Origin of the sequence: Roseovarius pelagicus, assembly GCF_025639885.1 — a bacterium.
GTDB classification, from domain to species: domain Bacteria; phylum Pseudomonadota; class Alphaproteobacteria; order Rhodobacterales; family Rhodobacteraceae; genus Roseovarius; species Roseovarius pelagicus.
In genome coordinates this window covers 2,419,048-2,441,552 of the sequence record NZ_CP106738.1, presented here as the reverse complement: position 1 = coordinate 2,441,552, position 22,505 = coordinate 2,419,048, and the positions used below count along the sequence as shown (strand labels likewise).

At 55.6% G+C, this 22,505-nt stretch carries 15 protein-coding genes, 3 tRNA genes and 3 rRNA genes; 3 read left to right on the top strand and 18 right to left on the bottom strand.

Annotation, left to right across the window (positions count from 1 at the left end):
• Positions 1-67: 67 nt before the first annotated feature.
• Together N7U68_RS13095 and N7U68_RS13090 are read right to left on the bottom strand one after the other, a co-directional pair.
• The gene (locus N7U68_RS13095; RefSeq protein ID WP_165194800.1) at positions 68-1,273 is read right to left on the bottom strand and encodes an ABC transporter substrate-binding protein; all 1,206 of its coding nucleotides are present in this window, start codon (positions 1,271-1,273) and stop codon (positions 68-70) included.
• 53 nt (positions 1,274-1,326) lie between these two features.
• A complete protein-coding gene (locus tag N7U68_RS13090; protein ID WP_263047078.1) occupies positions 1,327-2,331 on the bottom strand; it encodes an NAD(P)H-quinone oxidoreductase in 1,005 nt (334 codons plus the stop codon).
• Positions 2,332-2,548: 217 nt separating this feature from the next.
• On the opposite strand from N7U68_RS13090, the gene N7U68_RS13085 reads away from it, so the two are divergent.
• Complete coding sequence (locus N7U68_RS13085; protein ID WP_263047077.1) at positions 2,549-3,229, top strand: GntR family transcriptional regulator; 681 nt, start codon at positions 2,549-2,551, stop codon at positions 3,227-3,229.
• Positions 3,230-3,529: 300 nt separating this feature from the next.
• On the opposite strand, the gene N7U68_RS13080 is transcribed toward N7U68_RS13085, so the two are convergent.
• Positions 3,530-4,201, bottom strand: coding sequence for a GntR family transcriptional regulator (locus N7U68_RS13080; protein WP_165194821.1), 672 nt, complete (start codon positions 4,199-4,201; stop codon positions 3,530-3,532).
• Positions 4,202-4,463: 262 nt separating this feature from the next.
• Here N7U68_RS13080 and N7U68_RS13075 point away from each other — a divergent pair, with 262 nt between their 5' ends.
• Both N7U68_RS13075 and N7U68_RS13070 read left to right on the top strand, forming a co-directional pair.
• Positions 4,464-5,828, top strand: coding sequence for an aspartate aminotransferase family protein (locus N7U68_RS13075; protein ID WP_263047076.1), 1,365 nt, complete (start codon positions 4,464-4,466; stop codon positions 5,826-5,828).
• A gap of 18 nt (positions 5,829-5,846) precedes the next feature.
• Positions 5,847-6,977, top strand: a complete 1,131-nt coding sequence (locus N7U68_RS13070) for an aldehyde dehydrogenase family protein (protein WP_263047075.1) — start codon at positions 5,847-5,849, stop codon at positions 6,975-6,977.
• A gap of 66 nt (positions 6,978-7,043) precedes the next feature.
• Here N7U68_RS13070 and istB read toward each other — a convergent pair whose 3' ends face one another.
• The 15 genes from istB to N7U68_RS12995 all read right to left on the bottom strand — a co-directional run bounded on the left by istB (position 7,044) and on the right by N7U68_RS12995 (position 22,313).
• The gene (istB, locus tag N7U68_RS13065; RefSeq protein ID WP_263046774.1) at positions 7,044-7,835 is read right to left on the bottom strand and encodes an IS21-like element helper ATPase IstB; all 792 of its coding nucleotides are present in this window, start codon (positions 7,833-7,835) and stop codon (positions 7,044-7,046) included.
• The gene (gene istA, locus N7U68_RS13060; protein ID WP_263046779.1) at positions 7,825-9,354 is read right to left on the bottom strand and encodes an IS21 family transposase; all 1,530 of its coding nucleotides are present in this window, start codon (positions 9,352-9,354) and stop codon (positions 7,825-7,827) included. The genes istB and istA overlap by 11 nt, the downstream gene beginning before the upstream one ends.
• Positions 9,355-9,451: 97 nt before the next feature.
• Positions 9,452-9,640, bottom strand: coding sequence for a hypothetical protein (locus tag N7U68_RS13055; RefSeq protein ID WP_263047074.1), 189 nt, complete (start codon positions 9,638-9,640; stop codon positions 9,452-9,454).
• A gap of 464 nt (positions 9,641-10,104) precedes the next feature.
• A tRNA-Met gene (locus N7U68_RS13050) sits at positions 10,105-10,181 on the bottom strand.
• Positions 10,182-10,238: 57 nt separating this feature from the next.
• Positions 10,239-10,353, bottom strand: a 5S ribosomal RNA gene (rrf, locus tag N7U68_RS13045).
• An 86-nt stretch (positions 10,354-10,439) separates the two neighbouring features.
• A 23S ribosomal RNA gene (locus N7U68_RS13040) occupies positions 10,440-13,884 on the bottom strand.
• Between the two features lie 408 nt (positions 13,885-14,292).
• A tRNA-Ala gene (locus N7U68_RS13035) sits at positions 14,293-14,368 on the bottom strand.
• Between the two features lie 150 nt (positions 14,369-14,518).
• Positions 14,519-14,595: transfer RNA gene (locus tag N7U68_RS13030), tRNA-Ile, on the bottom strand.
• A 161-nt stretch (positions 14,596-14,756) separates the two neighbouring features.
• Positions 14,757-16,227 (bottom strand): 16S ribosomal RNA (locus N7U68_RS13025).
• The 16S, 23S and 5S rRNA genes sit together here with 3 tRNA genes alongside, the layout of an rRNA operon.
• Before the next feature lie 765 nt (positions 16,228-16,992).
• Positions 16,993-17,595 (bottom strand): protein-methionine-sulfoxide reductase heme-binding subunit MsrQ, encoded by a 603-nt coding sequence (gene msrQ / locus N7U68_RS13020; protein WP_263047073.1) that lies wholly within the window; start codon positions 17,593-17,595, stop codon positions 16,993-16,995.
• A gap of 2 nt (positions 17,596-17,597) precedes the next feature.
• Entirely contained in the window at positions 17,598-18,497 is a 900-nt protein-coding gene (gene msrP / locus N7U68_RS13015) for a protein-methionine-sulfoxide reductase catalytic subunit MsrP (protein WP_263047072.1), read from the bottom strand.
• A 139-nt stretch (positions 18,498-18,636) separates the two neighbouring features.
• Positions 18,637-20,130: an FMN-binding glutamate synthase family protein gene (locus N7U68_RS13010; protein ID WP_263047071.1), complete on the bottom strand. Its 1,494-nt coding sequence runs from the start codon at positions 20,128-20,130 to the stop codon at positions 18,637-18,639.
• Positions 20,131-20,252: 122 nt separating this feature from the next.
• Positions 20,253-20,714 carry a hypothetical protein gene (locus tag N7U68_RS13005; RefSeq protein WP_165194867.1) on the bottom strand — a complete coding sequence of 154 codons (462 nt, stop codon included), beginning with the start codon at positions 20,712-20,714 and terminating at the stop codon, positions 20,253-20,255.
• 20 nt (positions 20,715-20,734) lie between these two features.
• Positions 20,735-21,418 carry an O-methyltransferase gene (locus tag N7U68_RS13000; protein WP_263047070.1) on the bottom strand — a complete coding sequence of 228 codons (684 nt, stop codon included), beginning with the start codon at positions 21,416-21,418 and terminating at the stop codon, positions 20,735-20,737.
• A gap of 37 nt (positions 21,419-21,455) precedes the next feature.
• Positions 21,456-22,313 carry a hypothetical protein gene (locus tag N7U68_RS12995; RefSeq protein ID WP_241188078.1) on the bottom strand — a complete coding sequence of 286 codons (858 nt, stop codon included), beginning with the start codon at positions 22,311-22,313 and terminating at the stop codon, positions 21,456-21,458.
• Positions 22,314-22,505: the final 192 nt, after the last annotated feature.

Sequence of the window (22,505 nt, the reverse complement as noted above, 5' to 3'; positions counted from 1 at the left end):
CCCATCCTGTCCAGTAAGATGCAGGGGGCGGCCCGTTCAGGGCCGCCCCGATTGATCCCGAAAGGGATTACTTGTTCATCCGAAACTCTGCTGCCGCAGCATCATCCGGATAGACCGTCACCAGCTTGCCGTCCTGCCATTGCAGGCCCATCATCCGCGCACGCACGTTCTGGTTGTTCTCACCGAACTTCACACCATAACCCGCAGCGGTCGACCCCTCCGCAATGTCAATCCCGCGAACCGTCTCAAGAATCGTATCGGCCTCGAACCCGTCCGCCTCGTTCAGCGCCTGAAGCACCGCCATCGCACCCACATAGTTCGTCAGCGAGTGACCCGAACGCGGGGCGGTGCCGTATTTCTCCTGATATGCCGCCAGAAAATCGTCGATCCCCGGCGTGAACTCCTTGTTCACGATATACTGAGTGAAGTCGGTGTTCAGAACACCGTCGATCACGTCATGGCCAACCGCCTCGGCCGTCGGCTGCATCGAATAGCCGCCCCCGCCCCCGATGATCGCCAGTGGCTTGAAATCCGCCTCGTGCGCCTGCTGCAAAAACAGCACCGAATCGTTCTGATACGAACATTGCAGAACCACGTCCACGCCGCGCTGCTTGAGGTCCAGAACGATCGACGACATATCGACCGTCGACGCCGGATAGGACTGCTCGACGACGATGTTCAGGCCCTTCTCCTCGGCAAAACGCTTCTGGTGACCGGCCACCGACGTGCCATAGCTGCTGTCCTCGTGGATGATCGCGATCTTCAGGTCACCAGCCGCGACGCCCGCCCCCGGAGCCACCTTGTCGACGACCATGTTGATAATCGTCTCGCCCATGTTCTCGGCCGTCGGATTGACACGGAACAGATACTCAAGGCCGCGCCCCGTCACCTCGTCGGCAACCGCGCCAAGCTCAAAATAGGGGATCCCGTTCAGTTCGGCCACCTGGCTCGCCGCGATCGACCGCGACGACGAATAGCTGCCGAAAATCGCCTTGACCTCTTCGCGCGAGATCAACCGCCGCGCCTCGCCAATCGCCTGGTTGTTGTCCACAGCATCGCCACGCTCCAGCACGATCTGCTCGCCCTGGACACCGCCCGCCGCGTTCATCTCGTCAACCGCAAGCTCAAGCCCCCGCGCACTCTCCTCACCAAGCAGTGCCAACTGACCGCTGAACGGATAAAGCGCGCCAAAAGTCACATCCGCAAACGCTCCAGGCGCGCCCAAAATCGCACAAGCCGCAACCGTCGTCCGTAACATTACATCAAGTCTCATAGTCTCTCTCCTCCTGTGATTTTCATCATCGACCGAGCGCTAATGCGCCTTAGTCACTCGCCTTCTTCGGCCATAGTTAAAACGATCTTGCCGACATGCTGGCCGCCATCCATTCGCGCGTGCGCTTTCCGCACGTCGCTAAGTGGATAGGTGGAATCGATCACCGGGCGTACTTGGCCGCTGGCCAGCAAAGGCAGAACATTCGCTTCAAGCGCGTCGGCCAGCTTTGCCTTCATTGCGACGGGCCGGGCGCGCAATGTCGAGCCGGTCCATGTCAGGCGCTTCGTCAGCAGTTGCAACATATTCAGATCGGCGTGGCTGGGCTTTTGAAAAGCGATCTGCGCGATGCGTCCGTCGATGGCCACCGCCTCGATGTTGCGCTGCATGTAGTCACCACCAACCATGTCAAGGATGACTTCGGGGCCGATACCAGCGGTCGCTTTCTTTGCCTCCTCAACAAAGTCGGAGGTCTTGTAATTGATCGCGATGTCCGCGCCCATCTGTTTGGCCGCAGCGCATTTCTCATCGCTGCCGGCAGTGACCAGAACTCTGGACCCCAGCGCCTTTGCCAGCTGGATAGCCGTCGTACCGATGCCTGAGGTGCCGCCGTGGATCAAGATCGTCTCGCCCGGCGTCAGGCCGGCGCGTTGAAACACGTTGGACCAGACGGTGAAGAAAGTCTCTGGAATCGCTCCCGCCTCAACCATGCTAACGCCATCGGGAACCGGCAACGCGTTGGTCTCGTGCACGACGGCCCATTCTGCATAGGCACCGCTGGGCACCAGCGCCATGACGCGCGCGCCTTTGACAAAACGGGTGATGCCCGTGCCCACCGCCTCGACTACTCCGGCCAACTCCAGGCCGAGAATGTCAGTCGCGCCGGGAGGCGGCGGATAATTGCCCTCTCGCTGCATAACGTCCGGGCGATTTACCCCTGCAGCGTGAACGCGCACAAGGATCTCGCCGTCGCCCGGGAGCGGGCGCGAAAGCTGAACAACGTCCAGTACCTCGGGGCCGCCTGCGGCGCGGGCCGTTACGGCCTGCATAGTATCGTTCATCCAGTGTCCTCCACTCAAAATTCCGTCTGGGTTTTGCTTTCCGGTTTCCTCCCTGAAACAGGTAAGCGGCCTTCGTTTTACTTCTCTCCAATCTCGCAATGGCGGGCGGTTACACATATAAGCTTTTCACGTTTCAAGCTGTAATGTGTTATTTGTTATAACAGTATATAGAGCGAGGAGGCTGGCATTTGTCAACGCACACAATGAGGTTCGATCTATGAAAAGCACCGACACCCATTCCTGGGTTCACCCGATAGCCAAGGAAAATCTGGGGGATAGGGCCTATTTCGCGTTGCGTACTGCATTGATGGGTGGGCAGTTGAAACCGGGTGAAAAGCTACATCTGCGCCCGATGTCGAAGCGATTCGGAATCAGCGCGACGCCGATGCGTGAGGCGTTTTTGCGGCTGGTATCGCTGGACGCACTGGCACTCGACGCGCGCGGCACAGTCATGGTTCCAGAGCTAACGCTGGACGAACTGATCGAGATACGCGATATTCGTCTGGATTTAGAAGGGCGCGCGGCCGCGAACGCCGCCACCTCCGCTTCTGACTCGGAAGTTGACACGCTGGAGGATATCCACACGCGTCTTTCGAGCGCCTTCGAGGGAGGCGATCACGCCGAAGCTATCAATCTAAACACGCAATTTCATCTGACGCTGTGCCGTGCCGGGAAGATGCCGATTGTGTTAGAGATCGTCGAAAACCTATGGGTACGCTGCGGACCGCTATTGTCGCACCTTTATGACCGCGGCAATCCATTTCGTGATGTTCATCCGCACCTTACCGTCATCGATGGCTTGCGCGCCCGTGATCCCGTCATGGTGCGCACCGCCATATGCCATGACATCAGATACGGCGGAGAGGCTCTGTTGCGCCACGCCAAGCCCAACATCTGACTACATCCGCGACCTGCGCTCTGGCAAATCAGCGCCGAATTCGTCCGCCCGTTGCGTGCCCATAGCTCGTCTACTTCGCTGCAACACATGCAACCAAAGGAGCGGGATCAAACCGCGACACGTCCAGGAAGGTCCTCGACATCGCGCAGGATTGCTAGGGTTGGTCATGAGGATATCCGCTGTCAGGTGCGTTTCCGCGCAAATTGACAATCCCTAGCGTGGCACTGAAAAGGCTAATGCCTGCCTATCGAGCCGCAGTCCCAAGGGGAACCTGACCTGTATTTGGCCGGATGAGCCAACTCAGCGATGGGTCGATGCCAGATTGGCAATGATCGCCTCGACCGAGCCAGAAATATCGAGAACTATCTGCCTGCGCGCCTCTTTCGAGTCGCGCTTCTCGATCGCTTTGACCACATCGTAATGACATTCGATCATTTTGCGCCCACCATGGGCATAGAATGCGGATACCGGTGGGCCGATCTGCAGCCAAAGGCTGCCGAGATGTTTCAGAAGCACTGGCATGCGTGCGGCCTCGCCAAGAGCGAAATGGAACTGCTTGTTCAGCTCCATGCCCCGCTTCCAATCCCGCTTGCGCAGCGCCACTTCGTTCTCTTCGATATTCCGGTGCAAAAATTCGAGATCGTCTGCCGAGCGCCGCTCGGCTGCACGCGCTGCGGCCAGCCCTTCTAGTTCCAGCCGAATATCGACAATCTGACGGTAGTGCTCCGCGGTGATGACCGGAACGCGTACATCCCGTGGCGCGCGCTGTTCGAGCGCACCCTCCAGCAGCAGCCGTTTCACCGCGTCGCGCACCGGGGTGGAGCTTATCTCGAGAAGGTCTGCCAGACCACGAATTGTAAGTTTTTCGCCGGATTTGAAGGCCCCGGATATGATGGCGCCGGAAATCTTTTCATAGGCAATTTCCCCAAGCGAGGCTTGGTTAATGGCAAACAGCTCATTTTTGTCGTCCACGTCAGTCTCCACACCGGTCAGAATTGGGACCGTATCATCGTGGTTCGGGCATGTCACTATTGATGTATGATGCATCATACTTGACGCATCATACATCAATAGCTATAACGCGATTGCTCCTCGTAGCGATCAAACCCCGAAACTTGGCGAAGGCTGCCAAAGTCCAGTTCCCTGAATGAAATACATTCCTCGGGCCAACATCCGCTACTTGGACACCCTTCACACCGACGCAACGAAACCCGCCTAGACCATAGGACAGACGATGACCGATATTCTCCTGAACTCGCCCGAAGCTCGCGACACAGCCTTCCACTTTCACGGCTACACCAACGCCCGCGAACATGAACAAAACGGCCCGATGATTATGGACTGCGGAAAGGGTATCCGCGTCTTTGACAATACAGGCAAATCCTATATCGAGGCCATGGCTGGCCTGTGGAGCGTTGCCTTGGGCTTTGACGAGGTCCGGCTGGCGGATGCGGCCTATGCGCAGATGCGCAAGCTGCCATTTTACCACAGCTTTTCGCACAAGTCGCACGGCCCGGTCATCGATCTGGCAGAGAAGCTGATCTCGCTGGCCCCCGCACCGATGAGCAAAGTGTTCTTTACCAACTCCGGTTCCGAGGCCAATGACACCATCATCAAGATGGTTTGGTATCGCTCCAATGCGATGGGCAAACCGGAAAAAAAGAAGATCATCTCGCGCCTGCGCGGATATCACGGAGTCACGGCGCTTTCGGCATCTCTGACCGGCCTACCCAACAACCACCGCTCCTTCGACCTGCCTTTCGAAGGCATCAAACACACGACCTGCCCGCACTTTTGGAGGAACGGAACGGACGGCGAAACCGAAGAACAGTTCGCCACACGCTGCGCCGAGGATCTGGACACGATGATCCAACAGGAAGGCCCCGATACAGTCGCGGCCTTCATTGCGGAACCGATCATGGGCGCTGGTGGCGTCGTCGTGCCCCCAGCAACCTACTGGGAAAAGATCCAAGCGGTACTGTCGAGATACGACATCCTCCTGATCGCCGACGAAGTGATCTGCGGCTTTGGCCGGACCGGCCAGATGTTCGGGTCGCAAACCTATGACATCCAGCCCGACATCATCACAATGTCCAAGCAAATCACCTCGTCCTATATTCCCTTCTCCGCCTTTATGATCAACGATCGCGTCTATGAACCGGTTGCCGACGAAAGCAACAGGATCGGCGTTCTGGGCCATGGCTTTACCGGCGGGGCACACCCTGTTGGCGCGGCGGTGGCGCTCGAGACCATCAAGATCATTGAGGAACGCGATCTGGTCGCGAACGCCGCAGAAACCGGGGCCTACATGATGGACAAACTGAACACGCTCAAAGGCCACGCTCTCGTCGGCGAGGTCCGTGGCAAGGGCCTGCTTGCCGCCGTGGAAATGGTCGCGCCGCAAGGTCGCGAGGCAGAGTTTGGCGCGGGAACGCTCGGTGGTCGGATGAATGTCATTATGACCGAAAAGGGACTGATTTCGCGCAACATGATCGACGCGCTGGCCTTCTGCCCGCCGCTGATCATCACCCCCGCTGAAGTGGACGAAATGGTCGACATCCTGACCGCCAGCCTTGACCAGCTTGCAGCTGAACTTTGAAGCCGGGAAAGCAAAACAATGACCAGACTGAACTACATCGACGGCGCTTGGGTTCCGGGCGTCGCGGAAGTTGAAAACATTAACCCTTCGGATCTGTCCGATATTGTCGGTGTCTATGCCCGCGCGGATGCGGCACAGACGCAAGACGCCATCGCCGCGGCCCGAGCGGCACTGCCGGAATGGCGCGCCACCACGCCGCAGACCCGGGCGGATGCGCTGGATTTCGTGGGCAGCGAACTGCTGGCCAGACGCGAAGATCTGGGCCGCCTTCTCGCACGCGAGCAAGGCAAAATCCTGTCAGAAGCCATCGGAGAAGTGACCCGCGCTGGCCAAGTCTTCAAGTTCTATGCACAGGAATCTCTGCGCGTGGCTGGCGATCTGGTGACCTCCGTCAGGCCGGGCGTCATCGCCGATGTCCGTTACGAGCCGGTGGGTGTCGTTGGGCTTGTCACGCCTTGGAATTTTCCAGTGGCCATTCCCGCGTGGAAGGCGGCACCCGCGCTTGCTTATGGCAATACGGTTGTGATGAAACCTGCTGAACTGACCCCGGCCATGGCTTGGGAATTAACTGAAATCCTGTCTCGGTCCGGTCTGCCCGATGGCGTATTCAACCTCGTAATGGGCAGGGGCAGCGAGGCGGGAACGGCGATGTGCGCCTCCGACCAGGTGGATGCGCTTTCTTTCACCGGATCCGTCGCCACCGGCCAGTCAGTGCGAGAGGCGGTGACCGCACGCGGCGGCAAGCTGCAGCAGGAAATGGGCGGCAAAAGTCCCCTGATAGTACTGGATGACGCCGACCTCGCAAATGCCACGGATTGCGCCATTAACGGGTCGGTTATCTCTACCGGCCAGCGCTGCACCTCAAACACACGCATCATTGCAACCCCCGGCATCCACGATCAGCTTCTCGCAGCGATGGTCGAACGCACACGCGCCCTACGTGCTGGCCACGCACTGGATGAGAAAAGCGATCTCGGCCCGGTCGTGGACGAAAAGCAGCTTCGGGTAAACAAAAGCTATCTTGATATAGCGCGCAAGGAAGGTGCCGAGATCATGTGTGGCGGCGAATGCATCGAGCGTGAAACCAAAGGGTTCTTCATGTCGCCGGCGGTGGTCGGCGGCGCTAACAATCAGATGCGGCATTGTTGATTGTCACTGAGAACTGACCCGGTATTTTCACCGAGATTTGACCCACCCTCAGTTATGCGTCGTGGTCTATGATGCGGTCAATGTTTTGGCCTCCTTTGCAGTTTTCTTTGCTGCCTCAGAACTGACCTTGAAGCGGTAGCTGTCGTTTCCGGTTTCGAGGATGTGGCAGCGGTGGGTAAGCCGATCCAAGAGAGCGGTGGTCATCTTTGCATCCCCGAAGACCTGCGCCCATTCTGAGAAGCTAAGGTTGGTGGTGATGATCACACTGGTGCGCTCATAGAGCTTACTGAGTAGGTGGAAGAGCAATGCCCCACCAGATGAACTGAACGGCAGGTAGCCAAGCTCGTCTAAGATAACCAAATCGACCTTGGTCAGCATCTCAGCCAGTTTCCCAGCCTTTCCAAGCGCTTTCTCTTGCTCCAGTGCATTAACCAATTCCACGGTCGAGAAGAAGCGGACCTTTCGCCTGTGATGCTCAATCGCCTGCACACCAATTGCTGTAGCAGTATGGCTTTTGCCGGTTCCGGGGCCGCCGATCAGCACGACATTTTCAGTCGCTTCAATGAACTCGCACCGATGCAACTGTCGGACTGTTGCCTCGTTGATCTCACTGGACGCAAAGTCAAAGCCGGTGAGGTCTTTATATGCGGGGAAGCGGGCGACCTTCGTGTGGTAGGCGATAGACCGTACCTCGCGCTCGGCGATCTCGGCCTTGAGCAGCTGTGACAGCATTGGTGTGGCAGCTTCGAACGCTGGCGCGCCCTGGGCGACCAAGTCTTCAATCGCATTTGCCATGCCGTACAGCTTGAGACTGCGTAGCATGATCACGATAGAAGCTCCTGCTGGGTCATGACGCATGGCGCTTCTCCTTAGTCTGTCGCAACCCGTCATAGCGATCGACGTTGGCCTCTGGCGTTGACTGCAATGCCAGTGCGTCCGGCGGATCGACCTCGGGGTGATCTGTCGGTCTGCGGTCGATCAATCGATGCAACAGGTTCAGGATGTGCGTCTTGGTGGGGACGCCCGCTTCAAGTGCCAGCTCCACTGCGCACAAAACGTCATCTTCGTTGTGCTGAAGGACCAGAGACAGAATGTCGACCATCTCTCGGTCACCGCCTTCTTTACGCAGCATGTGATCCTGAAGTTGCCGGAAGGCATCCGGCATCTCCGTGAACGGCGCACCATTGCGTAAGGCACCTGGTTTGCGTTGGATGACAGCGAGATAGTGACGCCAGTCATAGATGACCTTGCCGGGCTTGCGATGAGACCGCTCGATGATCCGCGCATGCTCGCAAACCGTTTGCCCTTCAGCGACCATGACCAGCCGTTCGGGATAGACATGCAAACTGACACGTCGGTTCGCAAAGCTGGCGGGAACGCTGTAGCGATTGCGTTCGAACGTGATCAGGCATGTGGGTGACACACGCTTACTATGTTCGATAAAGCCATCGAATGCCGGCGGCAGTGCCATCAGCGTGGGCTTCTCGGCCTCCCACACGTCAGCGATGGACCCCGGCAAAGCCTTGTGCGGTGTCTCTGCCCAAAGGGCGATACAGCGATCTTCAAGCCATTGGTTCAGCTCTGCCTGATCGGCAAAGACTGGCATGACCTGCCACATGCGGTTGCGCGCATCCTGCACGTTCTTCTCAACCTGGCCTTTCTCCCAACCTGCGGCTGGATTGCAGAACTCGGGCTCAAACACGTAGTGGCTGGCCATAGCCTTGAAGCGTGCATTGACGTCCCGCTGCTTGCCTTTGCCCACACGATCAACGGCGGTCTTCATATTGTCATAGATCCCGCGACCAGGCACGCCGCCGAAGACGCGGAATGCATGCCAGTGGGCGTCAAACAGCATCTCGTGCGTTTGCAGCGGGTAGGCCCGCACCAAGAAAGCCCGGCTGTGTGACAGTTTGATATGCGCGACCTGAAGTTTGACGCGCTCACCACCGATGTTGGCCCTGTCCTCGCTCCAATCGAATTGGAAGGCTTCGCCGGGCGCGAACACCAAAGGCACATAGGTGCCGCGCCCCGTCGTCTGTTCCGCTCGATGCCGATCTTCACGCCATGCCCGGGCGAAAGCTGCCACGCGTTCATAGGAACCATTATATCCCAGCTTCACCAGATCAGCATGCATTTGCTTCACTGTCCGCCGCTCTTTGCGTGACTTCCGCGTCTGGATTAAAAGCCAGGCTGACAGCCGATCCGCGTAGGGGTCCAGCTTGCTTGGACGCTTGGGCGTCTTGAACCTCGGCTCCACCGCACCTTCACGCAGATACTTCTTGATCGTGTTCCGAGACAAACCCGTCCGCCGGGCAATCTCCCTGATTGGCATTTTGTCACGCAATGCCCAGCGTCGAATGACACTCAAAAATCCCATGTCGATCACTCCAAATCCCCCCAACCAAAACCGTCGGGGAAGTGTGTTCACATGGGTCAGTTCTCAGTGACAATTTATGGGGCTACCGGGTCAGTTCTCAGTGACAATCAACAGGTTTGCCCAAATGGAAGATGTCGCCAAAGCCACTGAGGTGATCCTCGTCAGGATGCGTCAGAACAAAAATGTCCAGCTTGTCGTCATTGCACGCACTTCTGATTTTAGGCGCAAAATCCAGCGTGTCGCTGTCGTCGTTACTCGCGTCGGCACGATAATTTACGTCCGTCATGATGACCCAGCCGTGAGCCTCAATGAGTGAGGCGTCTCCGTTGTCGCACGAAAAGAATGTAAGTTTTTGAGCCGACATATTGGGCCTCACTGTTTTTCAAATGTTTGTTAACAATTGTGAGGCCGGTGCGCGGTTTTCAAGAGCTAGATGTGGCATGTTTTCAAGAGACGCTCTTCAATATTACTCCATATGCAGTGTTTTGAAGATGGCATTGGGTTTTTGCTCATTCATTCGTATTCGCTAGAGCATCAATGACGTGACTTACGCCCCATTTTAGAAATCTCACCGTTAGCAGTCATTCATTCTAGGTGCAGCGAACTTCTGCTTTCCGCCCGACTCAGCCTTCCTACCTCCCGACCATCGCTACGCCTTCAAAACGTAGCACCAGCGTAGCACCAGCCAAAACGCCAACGCAAAAAGCCACCCGAGGGTGGCTGTTAACGTATTGTATATATTTGTAAATTTGGTTGCGGGAGTAGGATTTGAACCTACGACCTTCAGGTTATGAGCCTGACGAGCTACCGGGCTGCTCCATCCCGCGCCAATGGATTGTTAGTCTAACATCGAAGAGAGATACATATCTCGAGGATCTTACTAGGTTTGGCAGCGACCTACTCTCCCACGCCTTAAGACGCAGTACCATTGGCGCGACAGCGCTTAACGGCCGGGTTCGGGATGGGACCGGGTGTTTCGCTTGTGCTATGACCACCAAACCGAGAAAGATCCTCGGGTTCCAAGTCAAGTCATGTAGTTGGTGTGTATGACTTTGGTCCGGTATGAAGTCTGACTTCTACTGGATCAAATCAAGCCTATCGAGCAATTAGTACTGGTCAACTGAATGCATTGCTGCACTTACATCTCCAGCCTATCGACGTGGTGGTCTACCACGGCTCTCAGGGATACCTTGTTTTGAGGGGGGCTTCCCGCTTAGATGCCTTCAGCGGTTATCCTGTCCGTTCATAGCTACCCAGCACTGCCGTTGGCACGACAACTGGTCCACCAGTGGAACGTTCACCCCGGTCCTCTCGTACTAGGGGCAACTCCTCTCAAGTATCCTACACCCACGGCAGATAGGGACCGAACTGTCTCACGACGTTCTAAACCCAGCTCACGTACCTCTTTAAACGGCGAACAGCCGTACCCTTGGGACCTGCTCCAGCCCCAGGATGAGATGAGCCGACATCGAGGTGCCAAACACTGCCGTCGATATGGACTCTTGGGCAGTATCAGCCTGTTATCCCCGGCGTACCTTTTATCCGTTGAGCGATGGCCCTTCCACTCGGGACCACCGGATCACTATGGCCGTCTTTCGACTCTGCTCGACTTGTCAGTCTCGCAGTCAGGCTGGCTTCTGCCATTGCACTCAACGAGCGATTTCCGACCGCTCTGAGCCAACCTTCGCGCGCCTCCGTTACGCTTTAGGAGGCGACCGCCCCAGTCAAACTACCCGCCACGCAGGGTCCCGGATCCGGATAACGGACCGCGGTTAGACATCAAAAGTGCGAAGAGTGGTATCTCAAGGGTGGCTCCACACAAACTAGCGTTCATGCTTCAAAGCCTACCACCTATCCTGCACATCTCAATTCTGATGCCAGTGCGAAGCTGTAGTAAAGGTGCACGGGGTCTTTCCGTCTAACCGCGGGAAGCCTGCATCTTGACAGGCAATTCAATTTCGCTGAGTCCACATTTGAGACAGCGGGGAAGTCGTTACGCCATTCGTGCAGGTCGGAACTTACCCGACAAGGAATTTCGCTACCTTAGGACCGTTATAGTTACGGCCGCCGTTTACCTGGGCTTCAATTCAGAGCTCTCACCCCTCCTTTTAACCTTCAGGCACCGGGCAGGCGTCAGACCCTATACGTCGTCTTGCGACTTCGCAGAGCCCTGTGTTTTTAGTAAACAGTCGCCACCCCCTGGTTTGTGCCCCCGACCAAGACTTGCGTCCCAATCGGGCCTCCTTCTCGCGAACTTACGGAGGTATTTTGCCGAGTTCCTTAAATGTGGTTCTCTCAAGCGCCTTGGTATTCTCTACCGGTCCACCTGTGTTGGTTTAGGGTACGATCTAGCGATGGAGCTATTTCCAGGAACCGATTAGCGGCCCACCCAATCCAATAAGGGTGAACAACCTTCACGATCCGTCACTTCCATCTGGCCCAGGAATATTAACCTGGTTCCCATCGACTACGCCTTTCGGCCTCGCCTTAGGGGTCGGCTCACCCTGCTCAGATTAGCTTTAAGCAGGAACCCTTGGACTTTCGGCGACAGTGTCTCTCACACTGTTTATCGCTACTCATGTCATCATTCTCACTAGTGATCTCTCCACGGGATCGCTCACGCGCCCGCTTCATCGAAAGCTCCTCTCCTCCAATGCTGGTCGAAACCAGCTAAGGAGGAATGGAACTATGTCACACTACGCTCTGCTACCATGCCTTACGGCATCCTAAGCTTCGGCTCATGGCTTGAGCCCCGTTACATCTTCGCCGCAGGACAACTTATTTAGACCAGTGAGCTGTTACGCTATCTTTAAAGGATGGCTGCTTCTAAGCCAACCTCCTGGTTGTTTTGGTCGTCCCACCTGCTTTCCCACTTAGCCATGAATTAGGGGCCTTAGCTGTAGGTCAGGGTTGTTTCCCTCTCGACTACGGACGTTAGCATCCGCAGTCTGTCTGCCATCTAGTACTTCTCGGTATTCGGAGTTTGGTTAGGATCAGTAAGCCTGTGGGGCCCCATTACCCATCCAGTGCTCTACCCCCGAGGGTATTCGGATGACGCACTACCTAAATAGTTTTCGCAGAGAACCAGCTATCTCCGAGTTTGATTGGCCTTTCACCCCTAGGCACAACTCATCCCGACCTTTTTCAACAGGTGTGGGTTCGGACCTCCAGTAAGTGTTACCTTACCTTCATCCTGGTCATGCCTAGATCACTCGGTTTCGGGTCTGATCCATCTAACTCATTCGCCCTATTAAGACTCGCTTTCGCTGCGCCTACACCTAACGGCTTAAGCTTGCTAGATAGACCAAGTCGATGACCCATTATACAAAAGGTACGCCGTCACAAGACTGGACACTGATAACAATCACTTGGTTGGGATAGAGACCCGAAACTGTACAGTTTCAAGTCCGGGGTTCAGCGAATAGATGCCCGCGTTCGATCGGTGATCAAAGCTGATCGCCATGCGAGTACCCATTTTATTCTGATATCCGAATTCTATGCCGGATCGGAATTCGACAGGTCCACCCAGATCCACCCCATCGCCCTTTTCGTAAAGGCCGAGCATTGAGTGCAGCTGCGTATAGAACCGATCGTTTCGCGTAGAGAATGTCACGGCCTGACCAACGCCAGCCCATAGCTCTCCATCGCTTGTTGCAGAGGCACCCCAAATCCATTGAAATGGACCGTTTGCTACCCCTGTGTCCCGCCGAAAGTAAAGCTCTTCGCCGACAACGTTCTTTTGAAACGTTGTCTGACCAACAGATAGACTGTTGTAGGCTTGAACTTCATTTTTTGCGAGACAACCTTCATTCGGACAATGGTTAACGCCGGCATCGATGAGGCCAGCGACCAGGAACAGTACACCGACTGCTCCGTCCGTAATGAATGCTAAATCCGACATACTCATCTTCCTCTAATTGCTTGTTAACAACTAGATGGAACAGATTGTCATTAGAGTCCAGTCAAGCTCCGACTGATTGTAGGCGTTCGGTTTCAGGTACTGTTTCACTCCCCTCGTCGGGGTGCTTTTCACCTTTCCCTCACGGTACTGGTTCACTATCGGTCAGTAAGGAGTACTTAGCCTTCGAAGGTGGTCCTCCGATCTTCAGACAGAATTTCACGTGTTCCGCCCTACTTAATACGTCCAATCATGCTTCATATACGGGGCTATCACCCACTATGGCCGTGCTTCCCAACACGTTCTATTCACATTCATGGCTCGGCTGGTCCCCGTTCGCTCGCCGCTACTAGGGGAGTATCAATTGATGTCCTTTCCTCCGGGTACTTAGATGTTTCAGTTCTCCGGGTTTGCTCTTATAAACCTATGTATTCAGTCTATAAGTACCTGTTTTACCGCATTATTAGCCACTCCGAAGAGTAGTAATAACACAGTATCAGGTGGGTTGCCCCATTCGGAAATTCATGGATCAAAGCTTATTCTCAGCTCCCCATGACTTATCGCAGAGTATCACGTCCTTCATCGCCTCTTACTGCCAAGGCATTCACCAAACGCCCTTTTCGCGCTTGATTTGATCCAGAAAAAGACAGACTGACGTCTATCGCGAACCCCCAGCTGGTAACTAAAGGGGTTCTTTATCCTGAACCAAAAGTCATACTTTGTTTCCCGCCTGGCCACTTGCGCGACCAGACTGATGTGCGACCCTTGCGGATCACACACGGCTCAAATCCGTGCAGATTTGAACCGGGTTAGTGTATGTACTTGACTTGGACGACACCGTTCTTTTCAGCAGGGATACATCAGGGAGGTTGAGGAAGCAGCCTCGCATGATGCCTTCCACCGAAGTGGAACCAAACTGAGTTTGTCACGTACTTATGACAAACGAACAGTATCGTTATTATGTATCTCTCTTTACGATGTAAAAGTCGTCCGATTGGACGGCTAAACACTGAACAGTGCTTAGCGATCTAATCAAGTAATGGTGGAGCCTAGGAGGATCGAACTCCTGACCTCCTGAATGCAAATCAGGCGCTCTCCCAGCTGAGCTAAGGCCCCTAAGTGTGGCTTCGCCGAAGGCGAAACGCACGAAGCGCGGAAAGCGAATTGCGAAGCAATTTGCGTCGCGCCTGTTGGCAGTCGTGGCTCTCGTCGATTGCTGCGCAATCAACTGCCGCCTCGCCATTTTCGCTGTGCGAGAAATGACGTTGGTGGGTCGAGGAGGACTTGAACCTCCGACCTCACGCTTATCAGGCGTGCGCTCTAACCACCTGAGCTACCGACCCAGACAGGCCGGTAGGCCTGAAAATTGACTGAAGAGATATGAGGACGGCTCGGCCCAAATTGAATATGCAAACATATCCAACTGATGTGATCGGCTTTGATTGCCGATCTGCTAAGTGTTTCATGATCAAGAGCAAGCTCAAGATACTAGAAACATCCTTAGAAAGGAGGTGATCCAGCCGCAGGTTCCCCTACGGCTACCTTGTTACGACTTCACCCCAGTCGCTGAGCTCACCGTGGTCCGCTGCCCCCTCCTAAGAGGTTGGCGCACGGCCTTCGGGTAAACCCAACTCCCATGGTGTGACGGGCGGTGTGTACAAGGCCCGGGAACGTATTCACCGCGTCATGCTGTTACGCGATTACTAGCGATTCCGACTTCATGGGGTCGAGTTGCAGACCCCAATCCGAACTGAGACAGCTTTTGGGGATTAACCCATTGTCACTGCCATTGTAGCACGTGTGTAGCCCAACCCGTAAGGGCCATGAGGACTTGACGTCATCCACACCTTCCTCCCGCTTATCACGGGCAGTTTCCATAGAGTGCCCAGCTTAACCTGCTGGCAACTAGGGATGTGGGTTGCGCTCGTTGCCGGACTTAACCGAACATCTCACGACACGAGCTGACGACAGCCATGCAGCACCTGTGTTGTATCCAGCCGAACTGACGAAATCTGTCTCCAGAAATCTCGATACACATGTCAAGGGTTGGTAAGGTTCTGCGCGTTGCTTCGAATTAAACCACATGCTCCACCGCTTGTGCGGGCCCCCGTCAATTCCTTTGAGTTTTAATCTTGCGACCGTACTCCCCAGGCGGAATGCTTAATCCGTTAGGTGTGTCACCAACAAGCATGCTTGCTGACGACTGGCATTCATCGTTTACGGTGTGGACTACCAGGGTATCTAATCCTGTTTGCTCCCCACACTTTCGTACCTCAGCGTCAGTATCGAGCCAGTGAGCCGCCTTCGCCACTGGTGTTCTTCCGAATATCTACGAATTTCACCTCTACACTCGGAGTTCCACTCACCTCTCTCGAACTCTAGACTAGTAGTTTATGAGGCAGTTCCAGGGTTGAGCCCTGGGATTTCACCCCATACTTTCTAATCCGCCTACGTACGCTTTACGCCCAGTAATTCCGAACAACGCTAACCCCCTCCGTATTACCGCGGCTGCTGGCACGGAGTTAGCCGGGGTTTCTTTACCAGGTACTGTCATTATCATCCCTGGCGAAAGAGCTTTACGATCCTAAGACCTTCATCACTCACGCGGCATGGCTAGATCAGGCTTTCGCCCATTGTCTAAGATTCCCCACTGCTGCCTCCCGTAGGAGTCTGGGCCGTGTCTCAGTCCCAGTGTTGCTGATCATCCTCTAAAACCAGCTATAGATCGTAGACTTGGTAGGCCATTACCCCACCAACTATCTAATCTAACGCGGGCCGATCCTTTAGCGATAAATCTTTCCCCCGAAGGGCGTATAAGGTATTACTCACCGTTTCCAGTGGCTATTCCTTACTAAAGGGTACGTTCCCACGCGTTACTAACCCGTCCGCCGCTCCCACCGAAGTGAGCGCTCGACTTGCATGTGTTAAGCCTGCCGCCAGCGTTCGTTCTGAGCCAGGATCAAACTCTCAAGTTGAAAAGCTGTTACCAGCTTATCCTTGACGTTCGAACCTCTGCACATATTTGTTCCGACCGGCAAAGGCCGGAACGATCTGTTTGTTGTGCTTCTGGTTTCATAAGAAACCGAAAGCCGTCCAAACAGTGAAGCTGACACTGGTCATCGGGTTGCCCCTACCAGCGCGATATATGTGCAGTTGTTTGTTCATCGAATGAACCAAACCGCCCACATATCTCTTCAGATATCATCAATTTCAAAGAGCGTGGGACCCGAAAGTCCCGAGACAAAATCAACCGGCTGCGCTACAACTTACTAGCGCGACCCGCCTCATCTGCCTCAAATTTTCTTACCGTCTGACCGTCTGGAGCGTCGCTCCGTGGTGCCGTCTGGCGTCCCGGTGTGCATCTCTGCGCCGCCGGTGAGGTGGTATTTACGGTTTGGACCTCAGACCCGCAACCCCTTTTTTCGAGAAACGTCATCTTTTTTTCAAAAACCGGGATTTTATAGAAAAAAGAGGGGGTTACGCCTGATTATTTCCGCCGATCCCGTTTTAGCGCAACTATCTTGCGACGTTTACCGTAGGTCAAATGCTACATCTTGGGGCCGACAGCCCAGTTATCCCCAGACTCGTTCGTGAATCGACCCCGACTCCGCGTTCGAGTCGGCCTGAATCACCTCCGACTCGGCAAATCACCCCGAAATTTTTCCGCTCAACGAGTCGTTTTTCTGGATTCGGGCATACGATTCCCTCGAATCTCGCCGACTCGGCACCCTAAGCGGCGCTCAAGCAGCCTGATTCCTCGGTGACCGTCGGATTCGCAGCGCCAGCAGCATGAGAATCGCGCTCATATATAGAAGGGGCTCCAGTTGAAGCCCTTTCGCGAGCATCACGTAATGCAAACCACCTAATAGAGTCGCCAGATATGTCAGCTTGTGCAGTTTGCGCCACTTCGGCCCCAGATGGCGCACCGACCAATTGTTCGATGTGAACGCCAGCGGCGTCAAGACAACGAATCCCGCCATGCCGATCGTTATGTAAGGACGCTTTAGAATGTCCGTCCCGATTTGGCTCAGAACGCCGATATCCAGAACCAGCCAAACCAACAGATGCAGCGATACATAAGAGTAGGCCAAAACGCCCAAGGTTCGACGAAACCGGATCAGGTTCAAACCCGCGTAGCGGCGCAGCGGCGTAATGCACAATCCGGCGATCAGCAACTGTAGGGCCAGTTCGCCCAGCTCGTGCTCCAACCCTTTGATCGGTTCACGCCCCAGCCCCCCGGTCTGTGCCATATATATGAGCCAGGGGATCGGTAGCAGACCGATCACATAAACCGACCAAGTCGGGATGCGCCGGGTGGCACGATTAATCAGCTCCGTCACCACGTTCAGTAATGTACCGCCAAGTCCATCCCCTTATAGAGCGATGCGACCTCTTCGCCATAACCGTTGAACATCTGCGTTGGTTGTTTGGCAGAGAACAACCCGCCACCAATCACCCGTTCGCTGGCCTGACTCCATCGGCGATGGTCCACTTCGGGGTTCACATTACTATAGAAGCCATACTCGTGCGCGTTCGCCTTGTTCCAGCTCGTCGGCGGTTCTCTATCGGTCAGACTGATCCGAACCACAGACTTGATAGATTTAAATCCATACTTCCACGGAATCACCAACCGCAAAGGCGCGCCGTTCTGGTTCGGGATATCCTTGCCATATATACCAGTCGCCATGATCGTCAGCGGATGAACTGCCTCGTCCAGACGCAAACCCTCGACATATGGCCAGTCAAGAACCGGATAGGCGACACCCGGCATTTCATCCGAGCGCAATGCCGTTTCGAACGCCACATACTTTGCCGCACTCTGTACACCCGCCAATTCCAGCAGATCACGCAACTCAAACCCGTTCCATGGTATGACCATCGACCACGCTTCGACACAACGGAACCGATAGAGACGGTCCTCGACCGTCATTTTGGCCATGATATCCTCAAACGCATAGTTGCCCGGTCGCTCAACTAACCCGTCGATCTTCACACTCCACTGCGCAGTGGTCAGCATATGTGCATTCTTGGCCGGGTCTTCTTTACGGGTGCCGAACTCGTAATAGTTATTGTACTCGGTGATATCTTCCCACGGGTGCGGGTCCAGCGTTTCGGCCCGCGCGATGCCGGGCAACCCGATCAGTCCCATGCCCGCAGCACCCGCCATTAACTGCCGCCGATTCAGATAGGCACTCTCGGGCGTGGCTTCACTTTCCTTGAGGGTGTTTTTCCAGCGCATTGCCATGTCATCTCTCCGCGTTGCCGGGTTTCGTTTTGAAAAACCTAGCAGCCGGTTCGTTACACACGCAAAACAAGCGCGCTCACATTCCGGTCGGATCCTGTAACAATCTCAGATCGCCTCGTCGGCCCGTTGCCCCGCGCGCTTAGGAAGTCACATCCGTCTGCACACTTGGCCTGATCTGGTTCATCGGCACCGAACTGCCATCGGCCTGAACGATCCGCACATGCCGACGCCGCATCTGGCGCGGCTCGGCCACCCCGACCGAATGCGCAATCGTCTCGACCTCCTTGATCACCGATTTGGCGTAATGCGCGACCTTCAGGTATTTGTCCTCGACCACCAGCCCGTGCTGCAATCGCGGGTCATGCGTGGTGATGCCCGTTGGGCAGGTGTTGCGATTACACTTCAGCGCCTGAATGCAGCCCAGACTGAACATGAACCCACGCGCGGAGGTAACGATATCGGCCCCTGCGCAGATCGCCCACGCGACATCGCTGGGATTGACCAGCTTGCCACTGGCGATGACGCGTATGCGGTCCTTTAGCCCATGTCGGTCGCGCAGATCGACCATCCGTGGCAGCGCATCCCGGATCGACATGCCGACCAGATCAATCAATGGCATCGGCGCCGCACCCGTGCCGCCCTCGCCGCCATCCACAGTGATAAAGTCCGGCGCGCATTTTTCGCCGCGCTGAACAATCAGCTCAAAAAACTCCTGCCATGCGATCGACGACCCCAACACCGTCTTGATTCCGACGGGGCGGCCCGTCACCTGCCGGATGTGCCCGATCAGATCCAGCAGATCACCGAAATCTTCGACCTCCAGATGGCGGTTCGGCGATATGCTATCCTCCCCTGCCGGAATGCCGCGAATCTCGGCAATCTCTGGCGTGACTTTGGCCCCCGGCAGGATACCCCCCTTACCCGGCTTGGCTCCCTGCGCCAATTTCAGCTCGATCATCTTGATATGTGGGTTTTCCGCGACCGCGCGCAGCCTCTCGTTACTCAGGCTTCCGATCTGGTCGCGTACACCGTATTTTGCCGTCCCGATCTGAAAGACGACATCGCAACCACCCTTCAGATGATAGGGCGACAGGCCGCCTTCGCCGGTGTTCAGCCAGATACCTGCCTTGGCAGCACCCCGACTTAGGGCTTCGACCGCTGGACGCGAAATCGCGCCATAGCTCATGCCCGAAATGTTAAAGATCGATTTGGCCATATAAGGAATAGCAGCATAGGGGCCGATCTTCATCGGCTCGGTTGCCGCGATCTGATCGTCGAGCGGCGGAAATGCCGCGGGGACAAAGATCGCCGTGCCGGGAAGCGTCAGACTGCGCGTCGACCCAAAGGCAACCGTGTTTCCGCCACCCTTTGTCGCGTTGCCGACCCAATCACGCTGCGCACGGTTAAACGGCATTTCCTCACGGTCCATTGCAAAGAAATACTGCCGAAAGAATTCACCAAGCGTAGAGAACAGATGCCGGAACCGCCCGATTACAGGATAGTTGCGGCGGATCGCATCGCCGGTCTGGGCGCGGTCGAGGATAAACATGATCATCATCATCAGAATGATCAGGCCCAGCGCCATCACGAACACGAGTGCGAGTATTTCCAAAACGTGCAGTGCAAAGTCCATTATATGCGATCCCAGATTGGTGGTTGTGTTTGCGCCTGTCATTCCTAACGCAAGATCGTCAATGGCGCACCGTGGTTTGCGTAAACCGCCGGGCGGCTTACCAAACCTTCAATCTAACCGGATTACGTGTGCCGCTCTGCCAATCGCAGGATATGCTTGCTGAATGCATCGTCCTCGCCTTCCAGCAGGTGCGGCAGGGCTGCGCGAAAATCATCCCGCGCGCACCATTCCACCATGTCATCCTCCCAAGACAACCAGCGACGACGCGCGCGCCCCTCCATTCCGTCCTCATACAGAATGATATAGGCCTTCTCGAAGAGCGAGATCAGAATGCGAAAGATAATATCGGTGCGCTCGCGCTGCTCATCGGTCAATGGCTCCGGCAGGCTGTATTTGCTCATCAACAGCAGATCGGCATTGTCCATTACCAACCGCAGGAAATTATCGTACTCCGCCGACAGCTCGCGATGCAGTTCGTTTTCCTCGTTCTCGCGGCGCAGACGCTCTTCGCGGACGATCACCAGAATTGCGGCAGGGAACCCGAGGATCGTTACGACATAGCTCAGCGCCTCTAGCCAGATCATGTCGCCGGTCCTTTCGTGCCTTAACGCTTGTGAATCACCGCCACCTGATCCTTGCGTTTTTTCTGATAGCGCACCGGATGCACGATGCAGGCGGACATCTCTGGGATCAACGCATTGAACCCCTCGGCAATCGCCGGGTCGCTATGGCTGAACGTCCGTTCATCTATAAAGGAACGCAACAGTGCCGCCGTCTTGGTGATGCCCGGCACTTCATATGGGTCCGGCTGCCAGCGCAGGTCCTCTATTATATATAGGCCCCCTGATTTCAGCTTGGGAAATATCTCTAGGAACGCATTCTGCTGATGGTGGCTGGCATGGCTGGCATCGTCGATCACGATGTCCGGGGCGTCCATGGCGTCCATCGTGCGCGCGATCTCTGCCCGATCATCCATATCGCAGCGGTGAAAGGTAAACCGCTCATGTTCGAACCATGAAAAGTCCGACACATCCAACCCGTGAATATTCGCCTTGGGAAAATACTCCAGCCACATGCGGATCGACGGGACATCTGTCGTCTTGCGGTCCTTGTCGATGCCGTGCTCGGGCCCGCCGATCAGCAGGCCCATCTCCAGAAAGTTGATCTTGCGCTGCCGGTAGGGGTGAAACAGCATGTGGTAGAGTTCTGTATACCGATGCTTGGTCGATCCTTTGTCCGATCCATAGCGATCCGCCAGATCGGTCAGGTTCTCGTTCTTGGCCTTCATTGTGTTCGATCCTGCATCTAACATGGCTCTGCCTTTTTTATTCTGCTGCGTCCGCTTTGTCTCTTTTGCTGATCACCGGCGCGGCCGTGGGATCAATCCCATGCTTCTTCAGCAGCGCATCAATCAGACTGCCGTCGTCCGGCAATCCGTCCGGACGACTGGCCAGAAATTCGCGGATGCGACGACCATAAAGGTGGATTGAGGTGGTTTTGTCGGTCAACCGCCGATCCGCCGCCTTGCGCCCACCTTCCTTTGCCATCTTGCGACGCAGGTCGAACGGGACAGGATAGAGAACCTCTTGCGCGAAGGCGTATTTATCTTCGCCGGTCCGTTGCAGCCAGGCAGTCACCGCATGCGGTCCCCAGATCCCCCAAGGCAGTTCACTTACGTGGACCGGATTGCCGGCTTCTGCCTGCGCGGCAAGCTTGGCCTTGGCAGCGTCACTATACCAGAACGGAATACCGTATTCATCGTCACTCATTTTCAGCAACCCGGCAAGAGCGTCACTATCCTGCGGCAAACCCAGAACGCCGCCGTTGATATGGTGCGCGCTCTCCCAGCCAAAGTAATGGCCGGTTTCGGTCTCAAACGGCTTCATGCAATAGGCATCGGTATCGGCCCAAATGGTCCGCTCGGATTGGGTCAGCATATGATAGCGGAATACGTCCGAAAACAGCGCAAGGCTGCCTGTCCGACCATGCTGGATGAAATTGTCACGCTTCAGGATCGCGTCACCATGCACCAGCTTCGCACCTTCAGGTACATTCGATACCGGACCGTAGTGATACAATGTCACCTCATGTCCGGCGTCCAGAAACGACTGTACGCACAGTTGTTCAACATAACTCAGTGGGCCTTCGACCCACAGCATGGCAATATGATATAATCCGCTCACGCGCGCTCCGCCTATGTGCCTCTCAGGTCAGTCCGCATTGGCAGCCGCCTGTGTTGTTGTTATGGCCCGCACATTACCCTGTTTTTTATGACCGAGCAATGATCTTGGTTTGGGACTGCATCACTTCACTGCGGCCCGTCGCACTTCGCGTTTGCGGGGGTTTCGCGCCGCACTGTCGGCATCGCGTTGACG

Excerpts from the sequence above, each read along its gene's own strand:
- msrP (WP_263047072.1), bottom strand. The coding sequence starts at position 18,497 with ATGGCAATGCGCTGGAAAAACACCCTCAAGGAAAGTGAAGCCACGCCC.
- N7U68_RS13090 (WP_263047078.1), bottom strand. The coding sequence starts at position 2,331 with ATGAACGATACTATGCAGGCCGTAACGGCCCGCGCCGCAGGCGGCCCC.
- N7U68_RS13010 (WP_263047071.1), bottom strand. The coding sequence starts at position 20,130 with ATGGACTTTGCACTGCACGTTTTGGAAATACTCGCACTCGTGTTCGTG.
- N7U68_RS13055 (WP_263047074.1), bottom strand. The coding sequence starts at position 9,640 with ATGACGGACGTAAATTATCGTGCCGACGCGAGTAACGACGACAGCGAC.
- N7U68_RS13085 (WP_263047077.1), top strand. The coding sequence starts at position 2,549 with ATGAAAAGCACCGACACCCATTCCTGGGTTCACCCGATAGCCAAGGAA.
- N7U68_RS13005 (WP_165194867.1), bottom strand. The coding sequence starts at position 20,714 with ATGATCTGGCTAGAGGCGCTGAGCTATGTCGTAACGATCCTCGGGTTC.
- N7U68_RS13000 (WP_263047070.1), bottom strand. The coding sequence starts at position 21,418 with ATGAAGGCCAAGAACGAGAACCTGACCGATCTGGCGGATCGCTATGGA.
- N7U68_RS13070 (WP_263047075.1), top strand. The coding sequence starts at position 5,847 with ATGACCAGACTGAACTACATCGACGGCGCTTGGGTTCCGGGCGTCGCG.
- N7U68_RS13075 (WP_263047076.1), top strand. The coding sequence starts at position 4,464 with ATGACCGATATTCTCCTGAACTCGCCCGAAGCTCGCGACACAGCCTTC.
- N7U68_RS13095 (WP_165194800.1), bottom strand. The coding sequence starts at position 1,273 with ATGAGACTTGATGTAATGTTACGGACGACGGTTGCGGCTTGTGCGATT.
- istA (WP_263046779.1), bottom strand. The coding sequence starts at position 9,354 with ATGGGATTTTTGAGTGTCATTCGACGCTGGGCATTGCGTGACAAAATG.
- istB (WP_263046774.1), bottom strand. The coding sequence starts at position 7,835 with ATGCGTCATGACCCAGCAGGAGCTTCTATCGTGATCATGCTACGCAGT.